Genomic DNA, 24,449 nt, shown 5'->3' with positions numbered 1-24,449 from the left:
TGGGAGCGGGCAAGCCCGCGAAGAGGCCGGTACAAGCTTCCACCAAAAGAAGCCCACCCCCGCCCCGGTCATTGAGCGGGGCTTTTGCGTATCAAGGCATAATGCACGCCGCGCTGGTCGCGGCAGCAACTCAAGGTGAGAAACGTGGTGAAGAAGACGCTGTTCCAATTGCACTGGTTCTTTGGCATCACCGCTGGCCTGGTGCTGGCCTTGATGGGCATTACCGGGGCGCTGTACTCGTTCCAGGAAGAACTGCTGCGCGCATTCAATGCCGATGTACTCAAGGTAGAAGTACGCGCCGAAGGCGTGCTACCGCCGGCCGAGCTGGTTAAGCGGGTCGAAGCCCAGCAACACGACAAAGTCTCGATGCTGTGGGTCGACGTGCGCGAAGGCAACGCTGCACGGATCTTCTTCATGCCCGCACCGGGCGAACGCCGTGGCGAGCTGCGCTATGCCGACCCGTACACCGGCGAACTCAAGGGCGAAGCGGCCGGGCAAGGCTTCTTCAACCTCATGCTCAAGCTGCACCGTTTCCTCGCCATGGGCGATACTGGCCGGCAAATCACCGGGGCCTGCACCCTGATGCTGGTGTTCTTCTGCCTGTCCGGCCTTTACCTGCGCTGGCCGCGTAAAGCGCTGGACTGGCGCACCTGGCTGACCTTCGACTGGGCCAAGAAAGGCCGCGCCTTCAACTGGGACCTGCACGCCGTTGCCGGCACCTGGTGCCTGCTGTTCTATCTTCTGTTCGCCCTGACCGGGCTGTTCTGGTCCTATGAATGGTACCGTGAAGGCCTGAACAAGCTGCTGGCCGACGCGCCGGCCGCGGGCCAGCAGCAAAAACGTGGTGAAGGCCGTGGCCGGCACGGGCCGCAAAAAGTCGACAAGAATGCGCCACCGCTGGTGGTGGACTACGACGCCATCTGGGCCAACCTCAAGGACGCCGCAGGCCCAGGCCTGTCCACCTACAACCTGCGCCTGCCGCCTGCTGGCGGTCAGCCGGCCAACCTGTTCTACCTGCTCGACAACGCCGCGCACCCACGTGCCTTCAATACCCTGGTCCTGGACCCGGCCACCGGCCAGGTTAAAAAGCACGACCGCTACACCGACAAGTCCTTCAAGGCGCAACTGCTGCAGAGTGTTTACGCCTTGCACGTCGGCGAATACTTCGGCTTGCCCGGGCGCATCATCGTCACCATCGCCAGCCTCACCATGCCGTTGTTCTTCGTCACCGGCTGGCTGCTGTACCTCGACCGCCGCCGCAAGAAACGTCAGGTGCGCGCAGCCCGTGGCAACGTCGCCAACAGCGGCACTGGCGACGGCTGGCTGATCGGCTTCGCCAGCCAGAGTGGCTTTGCCGAACAGTTGGCCTGGCAGAGTGCCGAGCAGCTGCAGGCAGCTGGCCAGCCCGTTCAGGTGCGCGCCCTTGCCGAGCTGGGTGAAAACGACCTGCGCCAGGCCCATCGCGCGCTCTTCGTGGTGAGTACATTCGGCGACGGCGAAGCGCCCGACAGCGCTCGCGCCTTCGAGCGCAAGGTGCTCGGCCAGCCTTGGGCACTGAACAACCTCAACTATGCCCTGCTCGCCCTCGGTGATCGTCAGTACCCGCACTTCTGCGGTTTCGCTCGTCGTCTCCAGGCGTGGCTGGGGGAGCGCGGTGCCAGCAGTGCATTCAGCCCGGTGGAAGTGGACAACGCCGACAAGGCCGCCCTGCAGCAATGGCAGCAGGAACTGGCGCAACTGACGGGCGTCCAGCCGGTGGCCGCCTGGCAGCCGCCAACCTTTGCCAACTGGTCGCTGGTGCGCCGCAAACTGCTCAACCCCGGCAGCCAAGGCCAACCGGTGTACCTGCTTGGCCTGCAGGCTGCAGAACCTGCGAGCTGGGAATCCGGCGATCTGGTAGAGATACTGCCGCTGAATGGGCAGCCACGGATCGACGCGTTCCTCAAGGGCATGGCACTGGACGCCGGCAGCCAGGTGCAGGTGAATGGCCTGAGTGAAACCCTTGCCCAGGCACTCGCTGGCCGCCAACTGCCGACGCGCCGCGACCACCTGATCGGCTTGCAGCCACAAGCGCTGGTCGATGCACTGGTGCCAATCGGTTGCCGCGAGTACTCCATTGCTTCGATCGCCAGCGATGGTGTGCTGGAGCTGATCGTGCGCCAGGAACGCCACCCCGACGGCAGCCTTGGCTTGGGCTCTGGCTGGCTGACCGAATACCTGCCAATGAATGGCACCCTGAGCCTGCGCCTGCGGCGTAACAGTGGCTTCCATCTGCCTGAGGCCGCTGCGCCGATGATCCTGATCGGCAACGGCACTGGCCTGGCGGGTCTTCGCAGCCTGTTGCGCGCGCGGGTCAATGCCGGTGAGCAGCGCAACTGGCTGTTGTTCGGCGAGCGTAATCGGGCGCATGACTTGCTGTGTGGCGATGAGCTGCACGCTTGGCTGGACAACGGCGACCTGGCACGACTGGACCTGGCGTTCTCGCGCGATCAGGCCGAGAAGGTGTATGTGCAGGACGTGATGCTGGAGCAGGCCGAGGACTTCAAGCGCTGGGTGGCCGACGGGGCTTGCGTGTACGTCTGCGGCAGCCTGCAGGGCATGGCGGCGGGGGTGGATGCGGCGCTCAAAGGCATGCTGGGTGAAGCTGCTGTACAGCAGTTGATCGAGGATGGGCGGTATCGGCGGGATGTGTATTGATCGGTGTGTAGGAGCGGGTTTACCCGCGAATACGGTGGCGGCGGCAACGGTGAACGTCGGATGGAAATTGGCCAGCAGGCCCGGCCCTTTCGCGGGTGAACCCGCTCCTACGACGACCTGTGACCAACCGCCTATGCGTGTGTAGGCGCGGGTTTACCCGCGAATACGGTAGCGGCGGCAATGGTGAACGTCGCATGAAAATTGGCCAGCAGGGCCGGCCCTTTCGCGGGTGAACCCGCTCCTACACAACGGCCTGTGACCAACCACCGATGCGTGTGTAGGCGCGGGTTTACCCGCGAATACGGTGGCGGCGGCAATGGTGAACGACAGGTGGAAATTGGCCAGCAGGCCCGGCCCTTTCGCGGGCAAGCCCGCGAAGAAGCCGGCCCTGCTGTCAGTGCAACTCGAAGGTATCGGCATCCAGGTTGGCCGGGAACTTGGCCCGGTACGCCGCCAGTTCCGCCGCGCTCAGTACTGCAGTGAACACCCCGTCCGCCTCCCCGGCACTGAGCAGGCTCTCGCCCTGGAAATCCAGCACCTGGCTGTCACCAGAGTAAGCAAAGCCTTTACCGTCCGTGCCCACCCGGTTCACCGCCGCCACATAGCACAGGTTTTCGATGCCCCGCGCCGGCAGCAGGCGGTTCCAGTGCTGGCGACGCGCGGCCGGCCAGTTGGCGGTGTACAGCAGCAGGTCAGTGTCCTGGGCGTCACGGCTCCACACAGGGAAGCGCAGGTCGTAGCAGATCAGCGGGCGAATCCGCCAGCCCTTGAGCTCGAACTGCACCTGCCGCTCGCCTGGGGTGTAATGTTTGTGCTCACCGGCCATGCGGAACAGGTGGCGCTTGTCGTAGTGCAGAATCTCGCCGTCCGGCCGCGCCCACAACAGGCGGTTGCGGTGGCTGCCATCGGCGGCCTGGATGATCACACTGCCGGTAATCACCGCGTTGTGCTTCTTGGCCTGTGCCTTCAGCCATTTGTAGGTCGGACCGTTCTCCGGCTCGCACAGGCTTTCCGATTGCATCGAAAAACCGGTGGTAAACATTTCCGGCAGGATCACCAGGTCAACCTCGCCCACCTGCTCCAGCAGCACCTCGAAGTGCGCGTAGTTGGCCTCGCGGTCGTGCCAGGCCAAGGTGGTTTGCACCAGGGCGACTTTCAGGTTCGGCAGTGTACTCAGATCGCGCATAGTCTTTCCGCTGCCTGACGCAGCGTCTCCTCTCGTTTGGCAAAGCACAGGCGCACCAGGCGTTGCTCGGGGATGGGTTGCTGGTAGAACACCGATACCGGAATGGTTGCCACGCCATGTTCGCGGGTAAGCCACAGCGACATGTCGACATCGTTCAGGTCCGGACGGATTTGCGAATAGTCCACCAACTGGAAATAAGTGCCCGTCGTGCGGGTAAAGTTAAAACGCGAGCCGTCCAGCAAACCGCAAAACAGATCGCGCTTAGCCTGGTAAAAGGCTGGCAACTCATCAATATGCTCGGGGTGCCCGGCCATGAAGTCGGCCAAGGCACACTGCAGCGGCGTCACGCCACAGAAATTGACGTACTGGTGCACTTTGCGCAGCTCGGCGCTCAGGGCAGGCGGCGCGATCACGTAACCGGTCTTCCAGCCGGTAACGTGGTACGTCTTGCCGAAGGAACTAACCACGAAGGCACGCGAGTACAACTGCTCATGGGCCAGCACACTGGCGTGGCGTACACCGTCGTAGACCAGGTGCTCGTACACTTCATCGCTGACCAGGTAGATATCGCGGTCGGCAATAAGTGCGGCCAACTGGTCGAGGTCTTCGCGGGTGATCAACGCGCCGCTGGGGTTGTGTGGCGAGTTGAGGATGACCATGCGCGTGCGCGGGCTCAAAGCATCGCTGAATTTCTGCCAGTCGATACGGAAATCGCCGTCGCTCAACTGCACATGTACACAGCGACCACCGGCCAGCTCCACGGACGGCTCGTAACTGTCGTAGCAGGGGTTAAAGACGATCACTTCGTCACCGGCATGCACCACCGCCTGGATGGCACAGAAAATAGCCTCGGTGGCGCCGGGGGTGATAGTCACTTCCTGATCGGCATCCACCCTGGCCCCATACAGCCGCTCGACCTTGGCCGCTACCTGCTGGCGCAAAGCCGGCAGGCCGGTCATCGGCGAATACTGGTTATGCCCGGCAGCCACGTGCCGGCCCACTGCATCGAGCAGGGCCTGCGGGCCATTGAAGTCAGGAAAGCCCTGGGACAGGTTGAGCGCGCCAGTCTGCACGGCGAGCTGGGACATGGTGGTGAAGATGGTCGTGCCGACATTCGGCAGTTTGCTGCGGATCATGGAGCCCTCTTTCCTGGGGTATATCCGGCACGGGGTGGAGTCCGAGCATAGCGGATCGAGCGGTCAGGAAAAAGGTTGAAACAATAGGGGGATTGCTCTGGATCAAAGGGCGTCTGTGGGGGCAGCCTTGCTCGCCCCCACATGGCACCACTTAGCGTTTGTCGCGACGCTTCTTCTCGGCCTTCTTGTGGTGCGACATCAGGCGGCGTTTCTTGTTGACCTGGCGATCGGTAAGGGTGTTCTTCTTACCCTCGTACGGGTTCTCGCCGCCCTTGTACTCAATACGAATCGGCGTACCGACCAGTTTGAGCACCCGGCGATAGGTGTTTTCCAGGTAACGCGAGTACGACTTGGGAATGCTGTCGGTCTGGTTGCCGTGGATCACGATGAGCGGCGGGTTGGCACCGCCGAGGTGGGCATAGCGCAGCTTGATGCGGCGACCATTGACCATCGGCGGCTGGTGCTCGCTCACGGCATCTTCGAGGATCTGCGTCAGGCGGCTGGTCGGCCAGCGGGTGACCGCGGACTGGAACGCAGCCTGCACCGACTTGTACAAGTTGCCCACGCCCGTGCCATGCAGCGCAGAAATGAAGTGGATGTCGGCAAAATCGACGAAGAACAGCCGACGCTCCAGCTCGGTCTTCACGTAGGCGCGCTCAGCCGGCTCCATGCCATCCCACTTGTTCAGGGCAATGACGATGGCGCGACCGGCTTCAAGGGCAAAGCCCAGCAGGTTCAGGTCATGGTCGACCACACCTTCGCGGGCATCCATGACGAAGATGACGACGTTGGCGTCCTTGATTGCCTGCAGCGTCTTCACCACCGAGAACTTCTCGACTTCCTCGTGGATCTTGCCACGCTTGCGCACACCGGCGGTGTCGATGAAGGTGTACTTGTCACCATCACGCTCGAACGGGATGTAGATACTGTCACGGGTAGTACCCGGCTCGTCGTAGACCACCACACGCTCTTCGCCGAGCATGCGGTTGACCAGCGTCGACTTGCCAACGTTCGGGCGGCCGATGATGGCGATCTTGATGCCATCCTTCTCGCTTGGGCCAGGAATGCGCACGGCTTCCTCACCTTCAGCAACGTCCTGTTCGAGGGCTTCGTCTTCGGCATCACGCGGCAGGTGACCGAGCACGGCCTCCATCAAGGCGCTGATACCCCGGCCCTGGGAGCCTGCCACCGGAATGGCGTTGCCCATGCCCATTGGCGAGAATTCGGCGCGGGCAACGTCGGGGTCGATGTTGTCGATCTTGTTGGCAACCAGGATCGCGGCCTTGTTCCGCTTGCGCAGGTGCTCGGCGATCATCTGGTCTGCTGCGGTCATGCCCGCTCGGGCATCAACCAGGAACAGCACGTAGTCGGCTTCTTCGATGGCCATGAGCGACTGCTCGGCCATTTTTTCGTCCATGCCCACTTCGTCACCGGTGATACCACCGGTGTCAATCAGGATGAAGGAACGACCCTGCCAGCTGGCATCACCATACTGGCGGTCACGGGTCAGGCCCGACAGGTCACCGACGATGGCATCGCGGGTCTTGGTCAGGCGGTTGAACATGGTGGATTTGCCGACGTTCGGGCGGCCCACCAGGGCAATTACGGGAACCATCGGCTCTCCACTCTCGAATTCTTGAAAATGCAAAGGCCGCTGCAAGGCAGCGGCCGGAGTTTGGGCGGCGTGTCCTACGCCGCGGCTTGAAGCCCGCCAAGGCTTCAAGCATAGCTTCAGCGGATGGTCAGTGCCTCGAGCTTGCCGCTGTTGCCAAAGACATAGATGGTGTCGCCGACCACAAGTGGGCGGGCGCGCAGGCCATCGCTGTCGATACGCTCACGGCCGACGAAGCGGCCATCCACCTGGCTCAGCAGGTGCAGGTAACCTTCAAAGTCACCCACAGCCACGTAGCTGCTGAACACTTCAGGGGCGGTCAACTGGCGGCGAGCCATGCTGTCGTTGCTCCACAGGGCACTGGAAGAGCGCTCATCCACACCTTCCACGGTACCCGAAGCTTCGCTGACGTAGACGTTACCGAAGCCCTGGGCGACACCCACATAGCTGGAAGCATCGCGCTGCCACAGCTCGCGGCCGCTTTCCAGGTCCAGGCCCGCTACACGGCCCTGGTAGGTGCTGACGTACAGGGTACCACCAGACAGCAGCAAGCCGCCGTCGATATCAACCACACGGTCCAGCTCGGAACGGCCCTTCGGGATGGCCACGCGGCTTTCCCACACCGGCACACCGTTGTTGATGTCAACCGCGACCACTTTGCCGGTGGACAGGCCGGCAACCGCCAGGCGGTTGGTGGCGATCGGCGCACCGGTGCCACGCAGCGTCAGCACGGCCGGCGAGTTTTCGTAGATCCAGCGGCGGTCGCCAGTGGCGGCATCCAGGCCGATCAGGCGGTCGTCCTGAGTCTGCACCACCACCACGTCACCGTTGTTGGCAGGCGGGGCCAGCACTTCACTGGTCACGCGCGAGCGCCAACGCTCTTCACCGGTGCTGGAGTCCAGAGCAATGACTTCACCCTTGAGGGTGCCGAGCATGACCAGGCCATAGCCTACGCCAACTGCACCGGAAACCTGCAGCTCCAGGTCCTTCTTCCACACCACGTCACCCGTGATGCGGTCGAGGGCGAAGACTTCGCCGTTGACGTCGGAAGCGTAGATACGGTCGTTCTCGATGGCCGGTACCAGGGTGTTGTAGGTTTCACCTTGGCCGTCACCGATCGAACGGCTCCACTGCTTCTTCAGCACCACTTCCTCGGTGAACTTGGTCAGCTCGGCCGGGGGCAGTTCCTTCTTGCTGTTGCTGCTGCAACCTGCGGCCAGTACGGCCAGGGTCAGCACTGCTGCATGTTTCCAACCGATCACTTACGCGTCCCCTTTAGCCAGGTCATCCAGCTTCAATTGCAGGCCACCGACCGCCGCGTCATCGGACAGCGCAGCCTTGGCTTTTTCGTAAGCGCTGTGTGCGTCGTCGGCGCGACCCAGCTGCACCAGCAGGTCACCCTTCAACTCTTCACGGCTGGCCAGGAAGGCTTTGTCGGCGTCGCCGTCGAGCAGCTTGAGGGCATCCTCGGCCTTGTTCTGGGCTGCCAGTACGCGCGCCAGACGCTGACGCGAAATCTCGCCCAAGGTAACGTCGGCCGGTTTGTCCAGCACGCTTTTCAGCTCGGCTGCGGCGTCATCGAGCTTGCCGCTGTCGACCGCGACCTTGGCCACGAACAGGCTGCCGTACTGGGCGTAAGCGGTGCCGCCAAACTCGCTCTTGAGCTTGCCGGCCAGTTCCGCGACCTTGGTGGCGTCCGGCTGGCCGGTCGGTGTCAGGCTGGTTTCAATCAGCGCCTGATACAACTGCGAGGCACCTTGCGACTGGTTGGTCTGGTACTTGTGCCAGGTATTCCAGCCCAACACCACCACGCCAGCCAGCAATGCACCGGTCAGCAGCGGCTTGCCGTTGCGGTTCCACCAGTCCTTGACCCCTGCCAGGTCATCATCATCGGTACTCGACACCCCAATACTCCTTTTCGCCTATTCGCTTGTTGAACCGCGTTACGCCTGCGCGATCGCGGTTTCCAGGTGCTCTGCAAGAGCATCCCAGGCAATGTTCTGTTGTTCGCCCTGGCCACGCAGGGGCTTCAAGCCGATCTCTTGCTTGGCCAGCTCGTCGTCGCCGAGGATCAGGGCGAACAGTGCACCGCTCTTGTCGGCCTTCTTGAACTGGCTCTTGAAGCTGCCACCCCCGGCGTTGACAGCCAGGCGCAGGCCCGGCAAGCGGTCGCGCAAGCCTTCGGACAGGCGCAGGCCTGCCAGCTCCGCCTGCTCGCCAAACGCGCACAGGTAAACGTCGATCTGGCGGCTGATGGACTCCGGCACCTTGCCCAAGGTTTCCAACAGCAGGATCAGGCGCTCAATGCCCATGGCGAAACCAACGCCAGTGGTCGGCTTGCCACCCATCTGTTCGACCAGGCCGTCGTAACGGCCACCCGCGCACACCGTGCCCTGGGCGCCGAGCTTGTCGGTTACCCACTCGAACACGGTCTTGCTGTAATAGTCCAGGCCACGTACCAGCTTGGTGTTGATTACGAACGGAATACCGGCTGCGTCCAGGCGGGCCTTGAGGCCTTCGAAGTGCACGCGCGACTCTTCGTCCAGGTAGTCTTCCAGCTTCGGCGCCCCGACCAACACCGCCTGGGTGTTCTGGTCTTTGCTGTCGAGGATGCGCAGCGGGTTGCTCTTCAGGCGGCGCTGGCTGTCTTCGTCCAGTTGCTCCAGGCGCGCCGAGAGGAACTCGACCAACGCGTCACGGTAGCGTGCGCGGGCTTCACTGGTGCCCAGGCTGTTGAGCTCCAGCTTGACCGCGTCCTGAATGCCCAGCAGGCCCCACAGGCGCCAGGTCAGCATGATCAGCTCGGCATCGATGTCCGGGCCGTCCAGGTTGAACACTTCCACGCCAATCTGGTGGAACTGACGGTAGCGGCCCTTCTGTGGGCGCTCGTGGCGGAACATCTGGCCGATGTACCACAGCTTCTGCACCTGACCGTTGCCGGTGATGCCGTGCTCGAGCACCGCTCGCACGCAGGCCGCGGTGCCTTCAGGGCGCAGGGTCAGCGAATCACCGTTGCGGTCCTCGAAGGTGTACATCTCTTTTTCGACGATGTCGGTCACTTCACCGATCGAGCGTTTGAACAGCTCGGTGAACTCGACGATCGGCGTGCGGATCTGGCTGTACCCGTAGGTGTCCAGCAGCCCGGCCACGGTGCCTTCGAAGTAGCGCCACAGCGGCGACTGTTCTGGCAGGATGTCGTTCATGCCACGGATGGCTTGCAGCGATTTGCTCACGAAAAGTCCTTACGAATTCGGTGTGTCAGCCACGGACGATCAGCGCCGCGTCGGCCTCGGCCTTTTCGGCCGCTTTCTGGCGGATGAGCTTTTCCAGCTCATCGACCAGGTTGTCATTGGTCAGTTTCTGCGCAGGCTTGCCGTCGATGTAGATCAGGTTCGGCGTGCCGCCGGTCAACCCGACATGGGCCTCCTTGGCTTCACCCGGGCCGTTGACCACGCAACCGATCACCGCCACATCCAGCGGCACCAGCAGGTCTTCCAGGCGCCCTTCCAGCTCGTTCATGGTCTTGACCACATCGAAGTTCTGCCGCGAGCAGCTCGGGCAGGCGATGAAGTTGATGCCACGCGAACGCAGATGCAGCGACTTGAGGATGTCGTAGCCGACTTTCACTTCTTCGACCGGGTCGGCCGCCAGCGAGATGCGGATGGTATCGCCAATACCCTCGGCCAACAGCATACCGAGGCCGACGGCGGACTTCACCGTCCCCGAACGCAGGCCACCGGCTTCAGTGATGCCCAGGTGCAGCGGTTGCACGATCTGCTTGGCCAGCAGACGGTAGGCTTCGACAGCCATGAACACGTCCGAGGCCTTGACGCTGACCTTGAAGTCCTGGAAATCCAGGCGATCGAGATGCTCGACGTGGCGCAGGGCCGACTCGACCAGTGCGGCCGGGGTCGGTTCGCCATACTTCTTCTGCAGGTCTTTTTCCAGCGAACCGGCGTTGACCCCGATACGAATCGGAATGCCGCGGTCGCGGGCGGCATCGACCACAGCGCGCACACGGTCTTCACGGCCGATGTTGCCCGGGTTGATCCGCAGGCAATCAACGCCCAGCTCGGCAACGCGCAGGGCAATCTTGTAGTCGAAATGGATGTCGGCGACCAGCGGCACGCTGACCCGTTGCTTGATCTTGCCAAACGCTTCGGCGGCGTCCATGTCCGGCACCGAGACACGCACAATGTCCACGCCGGCGTCGACCAGACGCTGGATTTGCGCCACGGTGGCAGCGACATCGTTGGTGTCGGTGTTGGTCATGCTCTGCACCGCGATGGGCGCATCACCACCCACCGGCACATTGCCAACCCAGATTTTGCGGGATTCGCGACGTTTGATCGGAGATTCGCCGTGCATGACTTACTGTCCCAACTTCAGGCGAGCAGTCTCGCCACTGGTGAATGGGGCAACATCGACGGCCTGGCCGTTGTAGCTGACCTGGGCGCCCCGGGCAAAGCCCAGGCGTACCGCGAATGGCGGCTTGCCGGTCAGCTCGAGGTTGTCCCCCTTGCGCTTGATGGCGCTGAACAGCACCTTGCCGTTGCCGTCGCTGACCTGGGTCCAGCAATCGGCGGTGAACTGGATGGCGACCTTGGCGCTGCCAGCTGGCACTGCGGCAGGCTCGGTGGCCGCCACGGCCGGTGCCGGTGCAGGTGCAGCAGTGGCTTGTACCGGAGGCGTAACCGGTGCAGGCGAAGCAGCAGGTGCGGGTTGCACCGGCGCTTGCTGTGCTGGAGCAGGCGCTGCGGCAATGGCGGCCTCAGAGCTTACCGGTGCTTGTTCAGCGGCAGCAGGCTGCTCGGCAGCGCCCTGCTCCAGCGCCAGTGGCGCACTTTCAACTTGCTGGCCAGCGGAAACGGCCTGGTCTTCAGGCTCATCGAGCGGGTGAATCTGTGTGGTGCCGTCGGCGCTTTCGACCTCGACATGCTCCAGGGCAATCTTGGCCAGGTCCTTGCCCCGCAGGCTGCCCTGGTCCTGCCACCAGAAAAAGCCACCACCGACCACAGCCACCAGCAACAGCAGACTGACGCCGCGCAGGATGTTGTGCGACAGACGCACAGGCTCTTCGATACGGCCCAGCGAATGCACGTCGCTGCCTTTGGCGTGGGTACCGGTGTAACGGTCGAAGGCGTCTACCAGGGCGGCCTGGTCGAGGTCCATCAGCTTGGCGTAGGCACGAATGTAGCCACGAGCGAAAGTATGCCCGGGCAGCTTGTCGAAGGCGCCGGTTTCCACGTGGTTCAACGAACTGACAGTGAGGTTGAGCTTGCGGGCCACCTCGGCTTGAGACCAGTCCCGTTTCTCACGGGCCAGGCGCAAAAGCTCACCGGGGTTCTGGCCAGGCGCTACTGCTACTTCGGGGTGCGCGGCGTTCATCGTTGCTCCGACAGGTATTGCTGGTATTCCGGCGTACCGGGATAAAGTCGTTGTAATTGCTGGCCCAGTTCGGCCAGTGCGCCCTGCTCGTCGAACACCCTGGCAAGGCGGCTGCCCAGCAGCAGGCTACGGGCGTCGTGGTCGCTCAACTGGCTGAAACGATCGTAGTAGTCCCGGGCCGGCACATAATGCCTGTTTTCGTAGGACAACTCAGCCATTTCCAGCAACGCTTTTGGTTGCCGCGGGTTGAGTTGTAACGCTTTCAACAAATACGCGTGCGCCTGATCGCGGCGTTCGAGCTTCAGGGCGGTCAGGCCCAGATTTTCGTACACGCGTGAGCGCTCAGGATACAGGGTATCGGCACTGGCCTGGCGAAACATCTGCTTGGCTTCGGCAAATCGCCCCTGAGCATAAAGGAAACTGCCGTAATTGTTGCGAATTCGCGTGTCACCGCGGCTTATCAGCAAGGCCTTGCGAAAGTGTGCTTCGGCCAGCGCCGGCTCGCCTTCGGCTTGAAACACTACTGCCAGGGCGGCGTGCGCATCGACATCCTGGTCATTCAGCGCCAGGGCCTTTCCCAGCGGCGCCTTGGCCTGTTCGGTCAAACCTTGTTGCAAATAACCCAAGCCAAGCTGCACATAAGCCCGCCCCGCCTCCACCCTGCCCTGGCGGCTGGCCAAGGGGTCGCTCGCGCCGCCCGACACGCAGCCGGCCAGCAGCGAAAGCGCAAGGATCGACAGCGCGGCGCGCAGGCTCATGGGCAAGGTACCTGTCAGTGGCTGGCGGCGCTGTCTGGCAGTTCGACGTCCGCAGAAAGCTGGCGAACAGCGATGTAGCGCTCACTGCGGCGAGTACGGTCATTGACCTGGCCGACCAGCTGGCCACAGGCAGCGTCGATGTCGTCGCCGCGCGTGGTACGGGTGGTGACGTTGAAGCCACCGTGGTGCAGCAGATCCTGGAAGCGACGAATGGCGTTGTTGCTCGGTCGCTCGTAGCCCGAATGCGGGAACGGGTTGAACGGGATCAGGTTGATCTTGCAGGGTACATCGCGCAACAGTTCGATCATCTGCGCAGCATGCTCGGGCTGGTCGTTGACGTCCTTGAGCAGGGTGTACTCGACGGTGAGCACGCGCTTGCCACCCAGGGTGGACATGTAGCCCATGCACGATTCCAGCAGCACTTTCAGCGGGTACTTCTTGTTGATCGGTACCAGCTTGTTGCGCAGTTCGTCGTTCGGCGCATGCAGCGACAGGGCCAGCGACACGTCGATGTGCTTGGCCAGCTCGTCGATCATCGGCACCACGCCCGAGGTGGACAAGGTGACACGGCGCTTGGAAATGCCATAGCCAAGGTCATCCATCATGATTTTCATGGCGGCAATGACATTGTCGAAGTTCAGCAAGGGCTCGCCCATGCCCATCATCACCACGTTGGTAATCGCGCGGTCGACTTTGGCAGGAACGGTCCCGAAGGATTTGTTGGCAAGCCACACCTGGCCGATCACTTCGGCGGCAGTGAGGTTGCTGTTGAAGCCTTGCTTGCCGGTGGAGCAGAAGCTGCAGTCCAGGGCACAGCCGGCTTGCGACGATACGCACAGGGTGCCGCGGTCGTCGGTTGGAATATAGACGGTCTCGACGCAGCTGCCGGAGGCAACGCGGATCACCCACTTACGGGTGCCGTCGGCGGAAATGTCTTCACTGACCACTTCCGGTGGGCGTATTTCGGCAACGGCCTCGAGCTTTTCGCGCAAGACCTTGCCTACGTTGGTCATGGCCGCAAAGTCGGACACGCCAAAATGGTGAATCCATTTCATCACCTGGCCGGCACGGAAGCGCTTCTCCCCGATAGAGTCGAAGAATTGTTCCATTTCCGGCTGGGTCAGACCCAACAGGTTGATTTTGCCAGTAGATGTCGTCATGGATTCACCCTCACCCGTAAGCTTTCGCTTAGCGAGTGGTTACCTCGGTAGCAGCGAAGAAGTAAGCGATTTCGCGAGCAGCAGCAGCTTCGGAGTCCGAACCGTGAACGGCGTTGGCGTCGATCGACTCGGCGAAGTCAGCGCGGATGGTGCCGGCAGCAGCTTCTTTAGGGTTGGTAGCACCCATCAGCTCACGGTTCTTGGCAATGGCGTTCTCGCCTTCCAGAACCTGGACAACGACCGGACCGGAAGTCATGAAGGCAACCAGGTCACCGAAGAAGCCGCGCTCGCTGTGCTCAGCGTAGAAGCCTTCGGCTTCGGCTTTGGACAGTTGCTTCATTTTCGAGGCAACGATTTTCAGGCCGGCTTCTTCGAAGCGAGTGGTGATCTTGCCGATGACGTTTTTGGCAACAGCGTCAGGCTTGATGATGGAGAAAGTACGTTGAACAGCCATGGAAAACTCCAGAATATGAGTGTTACGAAAAATTAAACCCGCGAATTATACGCGGGTTCCGGGGGATTGCCTAACCTGCAAGTGACGCTTAGTCGGCTTCGTCGATCCAGGCGGCCTGGATTGCCTCGAGCACTTTCTCACCGCCGCGTGACGGATCGTCGCTGAACTCAGGCAACGCCAGCACCCAGCGGTGCAGGTCCACGAAATTCACATAACGAGGATCGACCTCAGGCTTGCTTTCTGCAAGCTGGATTGCGATCTCAAGTACATCAACCCATTTCAGACTCATGTACAGGCCCTCAGTGCGGTGCTTCGGCGGCATGGTTGAGCGAATACTTGGGGATCTCGATGGTCAGGTCTTCGTCAGCGACGAAAACCTGGCAACCAAGGCGCGATTGCGCTTCCAGGCCCCAGGCTTTGTCCAGCATGTCCTCTTCCAGCTCGTCAGCCTCTTCGAGCGAATCGAAGCCCTTGCGCACGATGCAGTGGCAAGTGGTACAGGCCTTGACGCCGCCGCAAGCGCTTTCCATCTCGATGTGGTGGTCGTGGGCCAACTCCAGGATGTTGGTCCCAGGCTCCACCTCCACGGTCAGCCCCTCGGGGCAGAACTTCTCATGCGGCAGGAATGTCACCAGCGGCATCGATTACTCCTCGATCTCATTCAGGTTGCGCCCGGCCAGTGCGGCTTTGACCGTCGAATCAAGGCGACGGGCGGCAAATGCATCGGTCACCTGCGACAGACGCTTGGTCTGTTGCTCGATGGCTGCGCCATCGGTGCCGGCCAGCAAATCACGTAGTTCTTGCATCTGGAATTCGATGGCGTCGCGCTCGTCACTGCTGAGCAGGCGCTCGCCGTCGGCGTCCAGGGCGCCCTGTACCGCCTCGAGCAGCCGCTCGCCATCTACCTGATGCTCACGCAACTGGCGGGCGTGCTTGTCGGAACCGGCGTGCTCGAAGGAATCCTTGAGCATGCGGGCGATTTCGCCGTCGGTCAGGCCGTAGGACGGCTTGACCTGAATGCTGGCTTCAACGCCCGAACCCAGCTCGCGGGCAGCGACGCTGAGCAGGCCATCGGCGTCCACCTGGAAGGTGACGCGGATTTTCGCAGCACCGGCAACCATGGCCGGAATGCCGCGCAACTCGAAGCGGGCCAGCGAACGGCAGTCACTGATCAGCTCGCGCTCGCCCTGCAGGACGTGGATCATCATGGCCGACTGGCCGTCTTTGTACGTGGTGAATTCCTGAGCACGCGCCACCGGAATGGTGGTGTTACGCGGGATCACTTTCTCCATCAGCCCGCCCATGGTCTCAAGACCAAGCGACAGCGGGATGACATCGAGCAGCAGCAGCTCGCCACCTTCGCGGCGGTTGCCGGCCAAGGTGTCAGCCTGGATGGCGGCACCGATGGCCACCACCTGGTCTGGGTCGATCGAGGTCAGCGGGGTGCGCCCGAACAGTGCACCGACGGCCTCACGCACACGCGGCACGCGGGTAGAACCACCGACCATGACTACGGCGCTGACCTCTTCCAGCTCGACGCCACTGTCGCGCACGGCACGGCGGCAAGCCTTCAGGCTGCGGGCAACCAATGGTTCGATCATGGCTTCGAAGGCGCTGCGGGTCAGCTCACCGTGCCAGGCACCGTGGCTGACACTGACCACGTCAGCGTCGGTCAGGGCCTCCTTGGCGGCGCAAGCGGTTTGCAGCAGCGCGCGCTGGGTAGCCGGGTCGAGGTCAGACGACAAACCCGCCTGTTCGATGATCCAGCCGGCAATAGTGTGATCGAAGTCATCCCCCCCAAGGGCGGTATCACCACCGGTGGCCAGCACTTCAAATACGCCAGCGGTCAGGCGCAGGATGGAAATATCGAAAGTACCGCCGCCCAGATCATAGATGGCCACCACGCCTTCGGCGTTCTGGTCCAGGCCGTAGGCTACGGCGGCCGCAGTCGGTTCGTTGAGCAGGCGCAGCACGTTCAGGCCGGCCAGACGCGCAGCATCTTTGGTAGCCTGACGCTGGGCGTCATCGAAATAGGCCGGCACGGTGATCACCGCGCCTACCAGCTCGCCACCCAAGGTAGCTTCGGCACGTTCGCGCAACACCTTCAGGATGTCGGCAGACACTTCCACCGGGCTTTTCGGCCCCTGCACGGTGTCGATGAACGGCATGTGCGACTCACCACCCACAAAGCGGTATGGCAGTTGCTCGCCCAGCTGCTTGACGTCGGCCAAGCCGCGCCCCATCAGGCGCTTGACCGACAGCACGGTGTTCAGGGGGTCACTGGAGGCAGCATCACGCGCGGCCTGCCCCACTTCGTTGCGCCCTTCGAGGTAGCGCACCGCGGACGGCAGAATGACGTTACCCTGCGCATCGGGCAGGGGCTCGCTACGACCGCTGCGCAGTGCAGCGACCATTGAGTTGGTGGTGCCCAGGTCGATCCCCACCGCCAGGCGGCGCTGGTGCGGCTGAGGGCTTTGACCGGGTTCGGCAATCTGCAGTAGGGCCATGCTTATCTGAATACCTTAGGTGTCATCACGGGCAACACCGGGTTAATCGTCGAGGCGCTCTTCCAGTTGGCGCACTTCTTGGGCGAGCTTGTCGAGGAACTGCATGCGGCGCATCAGGCGCTCGGCCTTGTCGCGCTCGCCTGGGGCATCCCAGCAGGCGGCAAAGTCCTCGTTCAGCGTGTCCTGGGCAGCCTTGAGGCGCTTCTTGAACACGCCGACACCATCAAGGTCGGCTTCGTCCTGCAACTCCTCGAGCTCTTCACGCCACTGCATCTGCTGCAACAGGAAGTCAGGGTCGTGGACCGTGACTTCCTGAGGCACTTCATGGCCGCTGATGGCCAGCAGATAGCGGGCGCGCCGCGGCGCACTGCGCAGGGTCTGGTAGGCGTCGTTGAGTGCTGCGGACTTTTCCAGCGCTACCCGCTGCTCACGCTCGGAGGCGTCGGCAAAGCGGTCGGGATGGACTTCGCGGGCCAGCTCGCGATAGCGAGTGGCCAGCTTGTCGAGATCCAGACGGAAGCTTGGCTGGAGGTCAAACAATGCGTAATGACAAGGAGTACCCACAGCCAGCCTCAAACGTTGAAGCTTTCGCCGCAGCCACACTCACCGCGCACGTTGGGGTTGTTGAACTTGAAGCCTTCGTTCAACCCTTCCTTGACGAAATCCAGTTCGGTGCCATCGAGGTAGACCAGGCTCTTGGGATCGATGATCACCTTGACGCCATGGTTTTCGAACACCTGGTCTTCGTCCGCCAGTTCGTCGACGAATTCCAGCACGTAGGCCAGACCCGAGCAACCGGTGGTGCGCACGCCCAGGCGAATGCCCTCACCTTTGCCGCGCCCGTCGAGGGAGCGGCGAATGTGGTTGGCGGCGGCTTCTGTCATGCTGATAGCCATCAGAACTCCTTACCTTGCAACAGGCGACTTAGATCAAGCCTTTCTTCTGCTTGTAGTCGCGTACGGCTGCCTTGATGGCATCTTCGGCGAGTACCGAGCAGTGAATCTTGACCGGCGGCAACGCCAGCTCTTCGGCCAGTTGGGTATTCTTGATGGTTTCGGCCTCGTCCAGGGTCTTGCCCTTCATCCACTCGGTGGCGAGGGAACTGGACGCGATGGCCGAACCGCAGCCGTAGGTCTTGAACTTGGCGTCTTCGATAACGCCCTGCTCGTTTACCTTGATCTGCAGGCGCATCACGTCACCGCAGGCCGGGGCGCCGACCATGCCGGTGCCGACATCCGGGTCTTCGGCATTCATCTTGCCGACGTTGCGCGGGTTTTCGTAGTGGTCGATGACCTTTTCACTGTATGCCATGGTGCAATTCCTTCCTCATCAGGGAGCCGCTCTTGCCGGCGACTGCTTAGTGGGCGGCCCACTCGATCTTGGAGATGTCAACGCCGTCTTTGTACATATCCCACAGCGGCGACAGCTCACGCAGTTTGTTGACGGCCTCGCAGACTTTCTGCGCGGCGTAGTCGACTTCTTCTTCGGTGGTGAAACGGCCGAAGGAGAAGCGGATCGAGCTGTGCGCCAGCTCGTCGTTGCGGCCCAGAGCACGCAGTACGTAGGACGGCTCGAGCGACGCGGAGGTACAGGCCGAACCGGACGATACGGCGATGTCTTTCAGCGACATCAGCAGCGATTCGCCTTCGACGTAGTTGAAGCTCAGGTTCAGGTTGTGCGGTACACGTGCTGTCTGGCTGCCATTGACGTAAAGCTCTTCAAGGTTTGAGACCTGCTTGAAGAAGCGGTCGCTCAGGGCCTTGATGCGTGCGTTTTCTGCAACCATTTCCTGCTTGGCAATGGCGAAGGCTTCGCCCATGCCGACGATCTGGTGGGTCGGCAGGGTGCCCGAACGCATGCCGCGCTCATGACCGCCGCCGTGAATGATGGCTTCAAGACGTACACGCGGCTTGCGGCTGACGTACAGCGCGCCGATGCCTTTCGGGCCATAGACCTTGTGCGCCGAGAACGACATCAGGTCGACTTTCAGCTTTTGCAGGTCGATTTCGACCTTGCCGGCCGATTGGGCGGCGTCGACATGGAACAATACGCCGCGCGAACGGGTCAGTTCACCGATGGCAGCAATGTCGTTGATCGAGCCGACTTCGTTGTTCACATGCATCAGCGAGACCAGGATGGTGTCGTCGCGCAGCACCGCTTCTACCATGGCCGGGGTGACGATGCCGTCTTCGCCTGGCTCCAGGTAAGTGACTTCAAAACCTTCGCGCTCCAGCTGGCGAGCGGTATCCAGGACCGCCTTGTGCTCGATCTTGGAGGTAATGATGTGCTTGCCCTTGGTCTGATAGAAGTGCGCGACACCTTTGAGCGCGAGGTTGTCGGACTCGGTGGCACCGCTGGTCCAGACGATTTCGCGCGGATCGGCGTTGATCAGCTCGGCAACCTGGCGGCGACCGTTCTCCACCGCTTCCTCGGCTTTCCAGCCAAAGACGTGGGAGCGCGAGGCCGGGTTACCGAAGTTCCCGTCGACCAGCAGGCAGTCGGCCATCTTCTGGGCCACGCGTGGGTCGACCGGAGTGGTCGCAGAGTAATCAAGGTAGATCGGCAACTTCATTTGTCTCTCCTATCAGGCGGTGGCGTCGCTCGTCGTCCCAGGGGATCAATCGACGGCAGACGTCTCAATCTTGTCCAGCTGGGCGGTTCGTCCTGCGACACGGCGCAGGTCCTGGCGCTGGGCGACTTCCTGCACATCACGGCGCTTGACGAGGTCGGCCAGGCTTATGCCGCTGAGGAATTCATGGATCTGCTGGCTGAGGTCGCACCACAGGTGGTGGGTCAGGCAGGTATCACCGGCATGGCAGTCCCCGAGCCCCTGGCAACGGGTGGCATCGACCGACTCGTTGACCGCGTCGATGACCTGGGCCACCTGGATGGTTTCCATGCCCCGCGACAGCTGGTAGCCGCCGCCTGGACCGCGCACACTGGAAACCAGGCTGCTGCGACGCAGCTTGGCGAACAGCTGCTCCAGATAAGAGAGGGAAATGCCCTGGCGCTCGGAAATATCGGCCAAAGACACCGGCCCATGCTTCGCGTGCAACGCCAGGTCGAGCATGGCGGTCACGGCGTATCGGCCTTTGGTAGTCAGTCGCATGGCTATTGGGTACCACGGGAGTTTCAGGATGTGTGCGAGTATGCGATTCCCGAGCATTTAAGTCAACTATTAGACCTACTGCTTTAGTCGGGTTTGCATCAGGGAGGCGGGCGCGATTGTAGCAGACGAGGGGCGCGAGCACACGCCCCACATGCCACCATGACTTCAGTGCGGCGCGATCAATGCGACTGAGTGTCGCGCTGGGCCACCTGGGTAACCTCAGTGAAGTCGTCCTCCGGCAAGGCCGGCAGTTCCTTGGCGCAATAGTCACTGCCCATCTTGGTCAGCGCGCCACACATACCCTCCAACCGTTCGTCGACGGCCTGCAGATGATCGAGCATCTGGCCGATGGCCCGCGCCACCGGATCGGGCATGTCGCCACTGACACCATAGGCGTCAAAGCCGATCTTCTCGGCCATTGCCTTACGCTTGGCTTCGACTTCGGTGTCCTCGCTCTTGACGATGATCCGCCCCGGAATGCCTACCGCCGTAGCCCCGGCCGGCACCGCCTTGGTGACCACCGCATTGGAACCGATCTTGGCCCCGGCGCCGACCGTGAAAGGCCCCAACACCTTGGCACCCGCCCCTACCACCACGCCGTTTTCCAAGGTGGGGTGGCGCTTGCCCTTGTTCCAGCTGGTGCCACCGAGCGTCACCCCCTGGTACAGGGTGACGTCATCACCGATCTCGGCGGTTTCGCCAATGACGATGCCCATACCGTGGTCGATGAAAAAGCGCCGGCCAATGGTGGCGCCAGGGTGGATTTCGATACCGGTCAGCCAGCGACCGAAGTTCGACACCAGCCGGGCCAGCCATTTGAAATCACGCCTCCACAGCGCATTGCCCAGGCGGTGCAGCCAGATGGCATGCATGCCGGGGTAGCAGGTGAGCACCTCGAAGGCAGTGCGTGCAGCCGGGTCACGGTGGAATACACTTTGAATATCTTCACGCAGGCGTTCGAACATCTGGTCAGTCCTTCCGTTTATGCGGCTCGCCCCGGACCACTTTCTGGGTCTCGGTGAGGATGCCGCGCAAAATGCTCATTTCCGAACGCTCGACCGCCACCCGCCCATACAGCCGGCGCAGGCGCGGCATCAGGTGCTTGGGCTTTTCGGGGTCGAGGAAGCCGATGCCCACCAGGGTTTTCTCCAGGTGGTCGTAGAACAGCTCCATTTCATCCATGGTCGCCAGCTCAGCGGCGTCAACCTTCTCGACTTTGCCCGGTGCTTCACCGGCAGCCAGCCAGGCCATGCGCACCTCGTAGGAGAGCACCTGCACGGCAGCCGCCAGGTTCAGCGAGCTGAAGTCGGGGTTGGAGGGAATGTGCACGTGGAAATGACATCGCTGCAGTTCTTCGTTGGTCAGGCCGGCGTGCTCGCGCCCGAACACCAGGGCGATTTCCTCGCCGCCTTTGGCATGCTCCACCGCCTTGGCACCGCATTCACGCGGGCCGATCAACGGCCAGGGAATGCTGCGCTCGCGGGCGCTGGTGCCCATCACCAGGTTGCAGCCGACCAGCGCCTGTTCGAGGCTGTCGACCACCTGGGCGTTATCCAGCACATCGTCGGCGCCCGAAGCACGGGCACTGGCATCCACGGCGGGGAATTCTTTCGGCTGCACCAGCACCAGACGCGACAAGCCCATGTTTTTCATGGCACGCGCAGCGCCGCCGATGTTGCCGGGGTGGCTGGTATTGACCAGAACAACACGAATATTTTGCAGCAAGGTGTTGTGCTCACAGATGCAGGAATCAGGGCCTTCGATCTTACAGAACCGACAGACGTAACGCCATGAAAGCAAATGTGACACTTCTGCCGCCAAAGTTTTCTGCTAGAATGATCGGCTTTCTTCTTTAACATCTCCAGGTGACCCGCCCATGCAGCCTATGCTGAATATCGCCCTGCGCGCCGCTCGCAGCGCCAGTGAACTGATTTTCCGCTCCATCGAACGCCTGGATAGCATCAAGGTCGATGAGAAAGAGGCCAAGGACTACGTTTCCGAAGTCGATCGCGCCGCCGAGCAGAGCATCGTCAACGCCCTGCGCAAGGCCTACCCGAACCACTCCATCCAGGGCGAGGAAACCGGCCTGCACGCGGGTAGCGGCGAAGAAGGCAAAGATTACCTGTGGATCATCGACCCGCTGGACGGCACCACCAACTTCCTGCGCGGCATCCCGCACTTCGCCGTCAGCATCGCCTGCAAATACCGCGGCCGCCTTGAGCACGCCGTGATCGTCGACCCGGTTCGCCAGGAAGAATTCACCGCCAGCCGTGGCCGTGGCGCCCAACTCAATGGCCGCCGCCTGCGCGTCAGCTCGCGCACAAGCCTGGAAGGCGCCCTGCTGGGCACCGGCTTCCCGTTCCGTGACGGCCAGATGGCGGACATGGACAACTACCTGGGCATGTTCCGCGCCTTGACCGGCCAGACCGCCGGCATCCGCCGCGCCGGCTCCGCCAGCCTGGACCTGGCCTATGTGGCTGCTGGCCGCTTCGACGCCTTCTGGGAGTCGGGCCTGTCCGAATGGGACATGGCAGCTGGCGTACTGCTGATCCAGGAAGCCGGTGGCCTGGTGAGCGACTTCAACGGTGGCCACGACTTCCTCGACAAAGGTCACATCGTTGCAGGCAACATCAAGTGCTTCAAGGCAGTACTGACTGCCATCCAGCCGCACCTGCCAGAAAGCATGAAGCGCTAAGCGCAGATTGGCGGCAAACAAAAAGCACCTCTTGAGGTGCTTTTTTGTGCCTGGTGGTTTTGCGCGGCCTGTGCCGGCCTCTTCGCGGGTAAACCCGCTCCTACATGGATCGCATTGCCCCTGTAGGAGCGGGTTTACCCGCGAAAAGGCCGACACAGGCCACGCAAATTACTGACCCGCTTCGCTCAGGATCAACTTGCCATTCTTGTCCAGCGGAATGGTCGATCCCGGCTCGCGATCCATCTTCACCTTGCCTACCTGATCACCGATGGAGTAGGTCACGTTGTAGCCCACCACCTTCTCGCTGATGTCGTTGACCGTGTTGCAGCGAGTTTGCGTGGTTGTGTAGGTATCACGCTCCTGCATGCCTTCCTGCACCTTGTTACCGGCATAACCACCACCGACCGCACCGGCCACCGTGGCAATCTTCTTGCCGGTGCCACCACCGATCTGGTTACCCAGCAAGCCACCGGCCAGCGCACCCACGACAGTGCCGGCGATCTGATGCTGGTCCTTGACCGGCGCCTGGCGCGTAACGGTAACGTCCTTGCACACTTCGCGCGGGGTTTTCACCTGTTGCTTGATCGGCTGCACGTCGGTGACCTGGGCATACTCAGGCCCCTTGTTGACCAAGCTGTAGGTCGCGACAGCACCTCCGGCAGTCACACCGACAGCACCCAGCACCGCACCCACCAGCATTGATTTGTTCACGTGGACCTCCTGATCGTACCAGCGGGTATCAACCCGCGCTTCTCCCAGCCTTGGAGCAAAAAAAAAGGCGCGAGTTCAATACTCGCGCCTTTTACACCGCCAGGCGGTGATGGACTAGCCCTTACGGACGATCATCCACACCCTCGGCCTTGGTCGGCGGGATCAGGTCTTCGCTGTTCAGGTTCAGCCAGATCAGCACCACGTTGGCGATATAGATCGACGAGTAGGTACCGGCCATGACACCAATGAACAGGGCGAGCGAGAAACCGAACAGGTTGTCACCCCCGAAGAACAGCAGCGCAGCAATGGCCAGCAAGGTCGAAACCGAAGTGGCGATGGTGCGCAGCAAGGTCTGGGTGGTGGAAACGTTGATGTTTTCGATCAGCGATGCCTTGCGCATGACGCGGAAGTTTTCACGTACCCGGTCGAACACGACGATGGTGTCGTTCAGCGAGTAGCCGATGATCGCCAGCACCGCTGCCAACACCGTCAGATCGAAGGTGATCTGGAAGAACGACAGGATACCCAGGGTCACAACCACGTCGTGGATCAGCGAAACGATCGCCCCCACGGCGAACTTCCACTGAAAACGGAAGGCCAGGTAGATGAGGATACCGCCCAGGGCCAGGAGCATGCCCATGCCACCCTGGTCGCGCAGCTCTTCACCGACCTGCGGGCCGACGAACTCGACACGCTTGACCGTGGCCGGGTTGTCACCCCCGGCCTTTTGCAGCGCAGCAGCGACCTTGTTGCCCAGCTGCGGGTCATCGCCTGGCATACGCACCAGCAAGTCAGTGGTAGCGCCAAAGCTCTGCACTACCGCCTCGTGGAAACCGGAGTCGACCAACTCGGCACGCACTGCCTTGAGGTCGGCCGGGCGCTCGTAAGTCAGCTCGATCAGCGTACCACCGGTGAAGTCCAGGCCGAAGTTAAGGCCCTTCTGCCACCAGCTGAACAGCGCCAGCACGGTGAGGAGAACGGTAATGGCGAACGCGACATTGCGCACGCCCATGAAGTTGATGGTTTTCATCGCAGC

At 62.0% G+C, this 24,449-nt stretch carries 25 protein-coding genes; 2 read left to right on the top strand and 23 right to left on the bottom strand.

Annotation, left to right across the window (positions count from 1 at the left end):
* Positions 1 to 144: 144 nt before the first annotated feature.
* Positions 145 to 2,697 (top strand): sulfite reductase flavoprotein subunit alpha, encoded by a 2,553-nt coding sequence (locus I8746_RS22650; protein ID WP_221101075.1) that lies wholly within the window; start codon positions 145 to 147, stop codon positions 2,695 to 2,697.
* A gap of 394 nt (positions 2,698 to 3,091) precedes the next feature.
* Here I8746_RS22650 and I8746_RS22645 read toward each other — a convergent pair whose 3' ends face one another.
* The 21 genes from I8746_RS22645 to trmJ all read right to left on the bottom strand — a co-directional run bounded on the left by I8746_RS22645 (position 3,092) and on the right by trmJ (position 21,732).
* A complete protein-coding gene (locus tag I8746_RS22645; protein ID WP_012051253.1) occupies positions 3,092 to 3,883 on the bottom strand; it encodes an amidohydrolase in 792 nt (263 codons plus the stop codon).
* The gene (locus I8746_RS22640; protein ID WP_221101074.1) at positions 3,871 to 5,019 is read right to left on the bottom strand and encodes a pyridoxal phosphate-dependent aminotransferase; all 1,149 of its coding nucleotides are present in this window, start codon (positions 5,017 to 5,019) and stop codon (positions 3,871 to 3,873) included. The genes I8746_RS22645 and I8746_RS22640 overlap by 13 nt, the downstream gene beginning before the upstream one ends.
* 151 nt (positions 5,020 to 5,170) lie before the next feature.
* Positions 5,171 to 6,634: a ribosome biogenesis GTPase Der gene (gene der / locus I8746_RS22635; protein ID WP_221101073.1), complete on the bottom strand. Its 1,464-nt coding sequence runs from the start codon at positions 6,632 to 6,634 to the stop codon at positions 5,171 to 5,173.
* A gap of 116 nt (positions 6,635 to 6,750) precedes the next feature.
* Positions 6,751 to 7,893 carry an outer membrane protein assembly factor BamB gene (gene bamB, locus I8746_RS22630; RefSeq protein ID WP_003248513.1) on the bottom strand — a complete coding sequence of 381 codons (1,143 nt, stop codon included), beginning with the start codon at positions 7,891 to 7,893 and terminating at the stop codon, positions 6,751 to 6,753.
* Entirely contained in the window at positions 7,894 to 8,535 is a 642-nt protein-coding gene (locus tag I8746_RS22625) for a tetratricopeptide repeat protein (RefSeq protein WP_003248514.1), read from the bottom strand. It abuts the gene before it with no gap.
* A gap of 39 nt (positions 8,536 to 8,574) precedes the next feature.
* Positions 8,575 to 9,864: a histidine--tRNA ligase gene (gene hisS, locus I8746_RS22620; RefSeq protein ID WP_003248516.1), complete on the bottom strand. Its 1,290-nt coding sequence runs from the start codon at positions 9,862 to 9,864 to the stop codon at positions 8,575 to 8,577.
* A 25-nt stretch (positions 9,865 to 9,889) separates the two neighbouring features.
* Positions 9,890 to 10,999 (bottom strand): flavodoxin-dependent (E)-4-hydroxy-3-methylbut-2-enyl-diphosphate synthase, encoded by a 1,110-nt coding sequence (gene ispG, locus I8746_RS22615; protein WP_003248517.1) that lies wholly within the window; start codon positions 10,997 to 10,999, stop codon positions 9,890 to 9,892.
* 3 nt (positions 11,000 to 11,002) lie between these two features.
* The gene (locus I8746_RS22610; protein ID WP_161774103.1) at positions 11,003 to 12,019 is read right to left on the bottom strand and encodes a RodZ domain-containing protein; all 1,017 of its coding nucleotides are present in this window, start codon (positions 12,017 to 12,019) and stop codon (positions 11,003 to 11,005) included.
* The gene (pilW, locus tag I8746_RS22605) at positions 12,016 to 12,777 is read right to left on the bottom strand and encodes a type IV pilus biogenesis/stability protein PilW (RefSeq protein ID WP_012051251.1); all 762 of its coding nucleotides are present in this window, start codon (positions 12,775 to 12,777) and stop codon (positions 12,016 to 12,018) included. Before pilW ends, I8746_RS22610 begins: the two co-directional genes overlap by 4 nt.
* A 14-nt stretch (positions 12,778 to 12,791) precedes the next feature.
* A complete protein-coding gene (gene rlmN / locus I8746_RS22600) occupies positions 12,792 to 13,937 on the bottom strand; it encodes a 23S rRNA (adenine(2503)-C(2))-methyltransferase RlmN (RefSeq protein ID WP_010952067.1) in 1,146 nt (381 codons plus the stop codon).
* 28 nt (positions 13,938 to 13,965) lie between these two features.
* Entirely contained in the window at positions 13,966 to 14,391 is a 426-nt protein-coding gene (ndk, locus tag I8746_RS22595) for a nucleoside-diphosphate kinase (RefSeq protein WP_003248526.1), read from the bottom strand.
* Between the two features lie 88 nt (positions 14,392 to 14,479).
* Positions 14,480 to 14,680, bottom strand: coding sequence for a Fe-S cluster assembly protein IscX (gene iscX, locus I8746_RS22590; RefSeq protein ID WP_003248529.1), 201 nt, complete (start codon positions 14,678 to 14,680; stop codon positions 14,480 to 14,482).
* A gap of 10 nt (positions 14,681 to 14,690) precedes the next feature.
* Positions 14,691 to 15,032, bottom strand: coding sequence for an ISC system 2Fe-2S type ferredoxin (gene fdx, locus I8746_RS22585; protein ID WP_012051250.1), 342 nt, complete (start codon positions 15,030 to 15,032; stop codon positions 14,691 to 14,693).
* A gap of 3 nt (positions 15,033 to 15,035) precedes the next feature.
* Positions 15,036 to 16,898, bottom strand: a complete 1,863-nt coding sequence (gene hscA, locus I8746_RS22580; protein WP_161774104.1) for a Fe-S protein assembly chaperone HscA — start codon at positions 16,896 to 16,898, stop codon at positions 15,036 to 15,038.
* Between the two features lie 42 nt (positions 16,899 to 16,940).
* Entirely contained in the window at positions 16,941 to 17,462 is a 522-nt protein-coding gene (hscB, locus tag I8746_RS22575; RefSeq protein ID WP_003248535.1) for a co-chaperone HscB, read from the bottom strand.
* 8 nt (positions 17,463 to 17,470) lie between these two features.
* The gene (gene iscA / locus I8746_RS22570; RefSeq protein WP_003248536.1) at positions 17,471 to 17,794 is read right to left on the bottom strand and encodes an iron-sulfur cluster assembly protein IscA; all 324 of its coding nucleotides are present in this window, start codon (positions 17,792 to 17,794) and stop codon (positions 17,471 to 17,473) included.
* A gap of 28 nt (positions 17,795 to 17,822) precedes the next feature.
* Positions 17,823 to 18,209: a Fe-S cluster assembly scaffold IscU gene (gene iscU, locus I8746_RS22565; protein ID WP_003248539.1), complete on the bottom strand. Its 387-nt coding sequence runs from the start codon at positions 18,207 to 18,209 to the stop codon at positions 17,823 to 17,825.
* Positions 18,210 to 18,255: 46 nt separating this feature from the next.
* Positions 18,256 to 19,470 (bottom strand): IscS subfamily cysteine desulfurase, encoded by a 1,215-nt coding sequence (locus I8746_RS22560; RefSeq protein ID WP_003248541.1) that lies wholly within the window; start codon positions 19,468 to 19,470, stop codon positions 18,256 to 18,258.
* Between the two features lie 45 nt (positions 19,471 to 19,515).
* Positions 19,516 to 20,007 carry a Fe-S cluster assembly transcriptional regulator IscR gene (gene iscR, locus I8746_RS22555; RefSeq protein WP_003248542.1) on the bottom strand — a complete coding sequence of 164 codons (492 nt, stop codon included), beginning with the start codon at positions 20,005 to 20,007 and terminating at the stop codon, positions 19,516 to 19,518.
* 179 nt (positions 20,008 to 20,186) lie between these two features.
* Positions 20,187 to 20,972, bottom strand: coding sequence for a serine O-acetyltransferase (gene cysE / locus I8746_RS22550; RefSeq protein ID WP_221101072.1), 786 nt, complete (start codon positions 20,970 to 20,972; stop codon positions 20,187 to 20,189).
* A gap of 4 nt (positions 20,973 to 20,976) precedes the next feature.
* Positions 20,977 to 21,732: a tRNA (cytosine(32)/uridine(32)-2'-O)-methyltransferase TrmJ gene (gene trmJ / locus I8746_RS22545; protein WP_029611811.1), complete on the bottom strand. Its 756-nt coding sequence runs from the start codon at positions 21,730 to 21,732 to the stop codon at positions 20,977 to 20,979.
* Positions 21,733 to 21,883: 151 nt separating this feature from the next.
* Here trmJ and suhB point away from each other — a divergent pair, with 151 nt between their 5' ends.
* Entirely contained in the window at positions 21,884 to 22,702 is an 819-nt protein-coding gene (suhB, locus tag I8746_RS22540) for an inositol-phosphate phosphatase (protein WP_003248548.1), read from the top strand.
* Between the two features lie 168 nt (positions 22,703 to 22,870).
* Here the strand turns inward: suhB and I8746_RS22535 are convergent, their stop codons facing one another.
* Both I8746_RS22535 and secF read right to left on the bottom strand, forming a co-directional pair.
* Positions 22,871 to 23,413 (bottom strand): glycine zipper 2TM domain-containing protein, encoded by a 543-nt coding sequence (locus I8746_RS22535; protein ID WP_003248550.1) that lies wholly within the window; start codon positions 23,411 to 23,413, stop codon positions 22,871 to 22,873.
* A gap of 121 nt (positions 23,414 to 23,534) precedes the next feature.
* Positions 23,535 to 24,443, bottom strand: a complete 909-nt coding sequence (gene secF, locus I8746_RS22530) for a protein translocase subunit SecF (protein ID WP_012051244.1) — start codon at positions 24,441 to 24,443, stop codon at positions 23,535 to 23,537.
* Positions 24,444 to 24,449: the final 6 nt, after the last annotated feature.

The sequence above is a fragment of the Pseudomonas sp. USTB-Z genome, assembly GCF_019691255.1.
In the GTDB taxonomy this organism is placed as follows: Bacteria; Pseudomonadota; Gammaproteobacteria; order Pseudomonadales; family Pseudomonadaceae; genus Aquipseudomonas; species Aquipseudomonas alloputida.
Note: the sequence above shows the minus strand (reverse complement) of the source record. Positions and strands in the feature narration are given on the sequence as shown.

Excerpts from the sequence above, each read along its gene's own strand:
- iscX (WP_003248529.1), bottom strand. The coding sequence starts at position 14,680 with ATGAGTCTGAAATGGGTTGATGTACTTGAGATCGCAATCCAGCTTGCA.
- der (WP_221101073.1), bottom strand. The coding sequence starts at position 6,634 with ATGGTTCCCGTAATTGCCCTGGTGGGCCGCCCGAACGTCGGCAAATCC.
- secF (WP_012051244.1), bottom strand. The coding sequence starts at position 24,443 with ATGAAAACCATCAACTTCATGGGCGTGCGCAATGTCGCGTTCGCCATT.
- I8746_RS22645 (WP_012051253.1), bottom strand. The coding sequence starts at position 3,883 with ATGCGCGATCTGAGTACACTGCCGAACCTGAAAGTCGCCCTGGTGCAA.
- I8746_RS22610 (WP_161774103.1), bottom strand. The coding sequence starts at position 12,019 with ATGAACGCCGCGCACCCCGAAGTAGCAGTAGCGCCTGGCCAGAACCCC.
- iscU (WP_003248539.1), bottom strand. The coding sequence starts at position 18,209 with ATGGCATACAGTGAAAAGGTCATCGACCACTACGAAAACCCGCGCAAC.
- I8746_RS22640 (WP_221101074.1), bottom strand. The coding sequence starts at position 5,019 with ATGATCCGCAGCAAACTGCCGAATGTCGGCACGACCATCTTCACCACC.
- iscA (WP_003248536.1), bottom strand. The coding sequence starts at position 17,794 with ATGGCTATCAGCATGACAGAAGCCGCCGCCAACCACATTCGCCGCTCC.
- ndk (WP_003248526.1), bottom strand. The coding sequence starts at position 14,391 with ATGGCTGTTCAACGTACTTTCTCCATCATCAAGCCTGACGCTGTTGCC.
- cysE (WP_221101072.1), bottom strand. The coding sequence starts at position 20,972 with ATGTTCGAACGCCTGCGTGAAGATATTCAAAGTGTATTCCACCGTGAC.
- I8746_RS22560 (WP_003248541.1), bottom strand. The coding sequence starts at position 19,470 with ATGAAGTTGCCGATCTACCTTGATTACTCTGCGACCACTCCGGTCGAC.
- rlmN (WP_010952067.1), bottom strand. The coding sequence starts at position 13,937 with ATGACGACATCTACTGGCAAAATCAACCTGTTGGGTCTGACCCAGCCG.
- ispG (WP_003248517.1), bottom strand. The coding sequence starts at position 10,999 with ATGCACGGCGAATCTCCGATCAAACGTCGCGAATCCCGCAAAATCTGG.
- suhB (WP_003248548.1), top strand. The coding sequence starts at position 21,884 with ATGCAGCCTATGCTGAATATCGCCCTGCGCGCCGCTCGCAGCGCCAGT.
- hscA (WP_161774104.1), bottom strand. The coding sequence starts at position 16,898 with ATGGCCCTACTGCAGATTGCCGAACCCGGTCAAAGCCCTCAGCCGCAC.
- fdx (WP_012051250.1), bottom strand. The coding sequence starts at position 15,032 with ATGCCGCTGGTGACATTCCTGCCGCATGAGAAGTTCTGCCCCGAGGGG.
- iscR (WP_003248542.1), bottom strand. The coding sequence starts at position 20,007 with ATGCGACTGACTACCAAAGGCCGATACGCCGTGACCGCCATGCTCGAC.
- pilW (WP_012051251.1), bottom strand. The coding sequence starts at position 12,777 with ATGAGCCTGCGCGCCGCGCTGTCGATCCTTGCGCTTTCGCTGCTGGCC.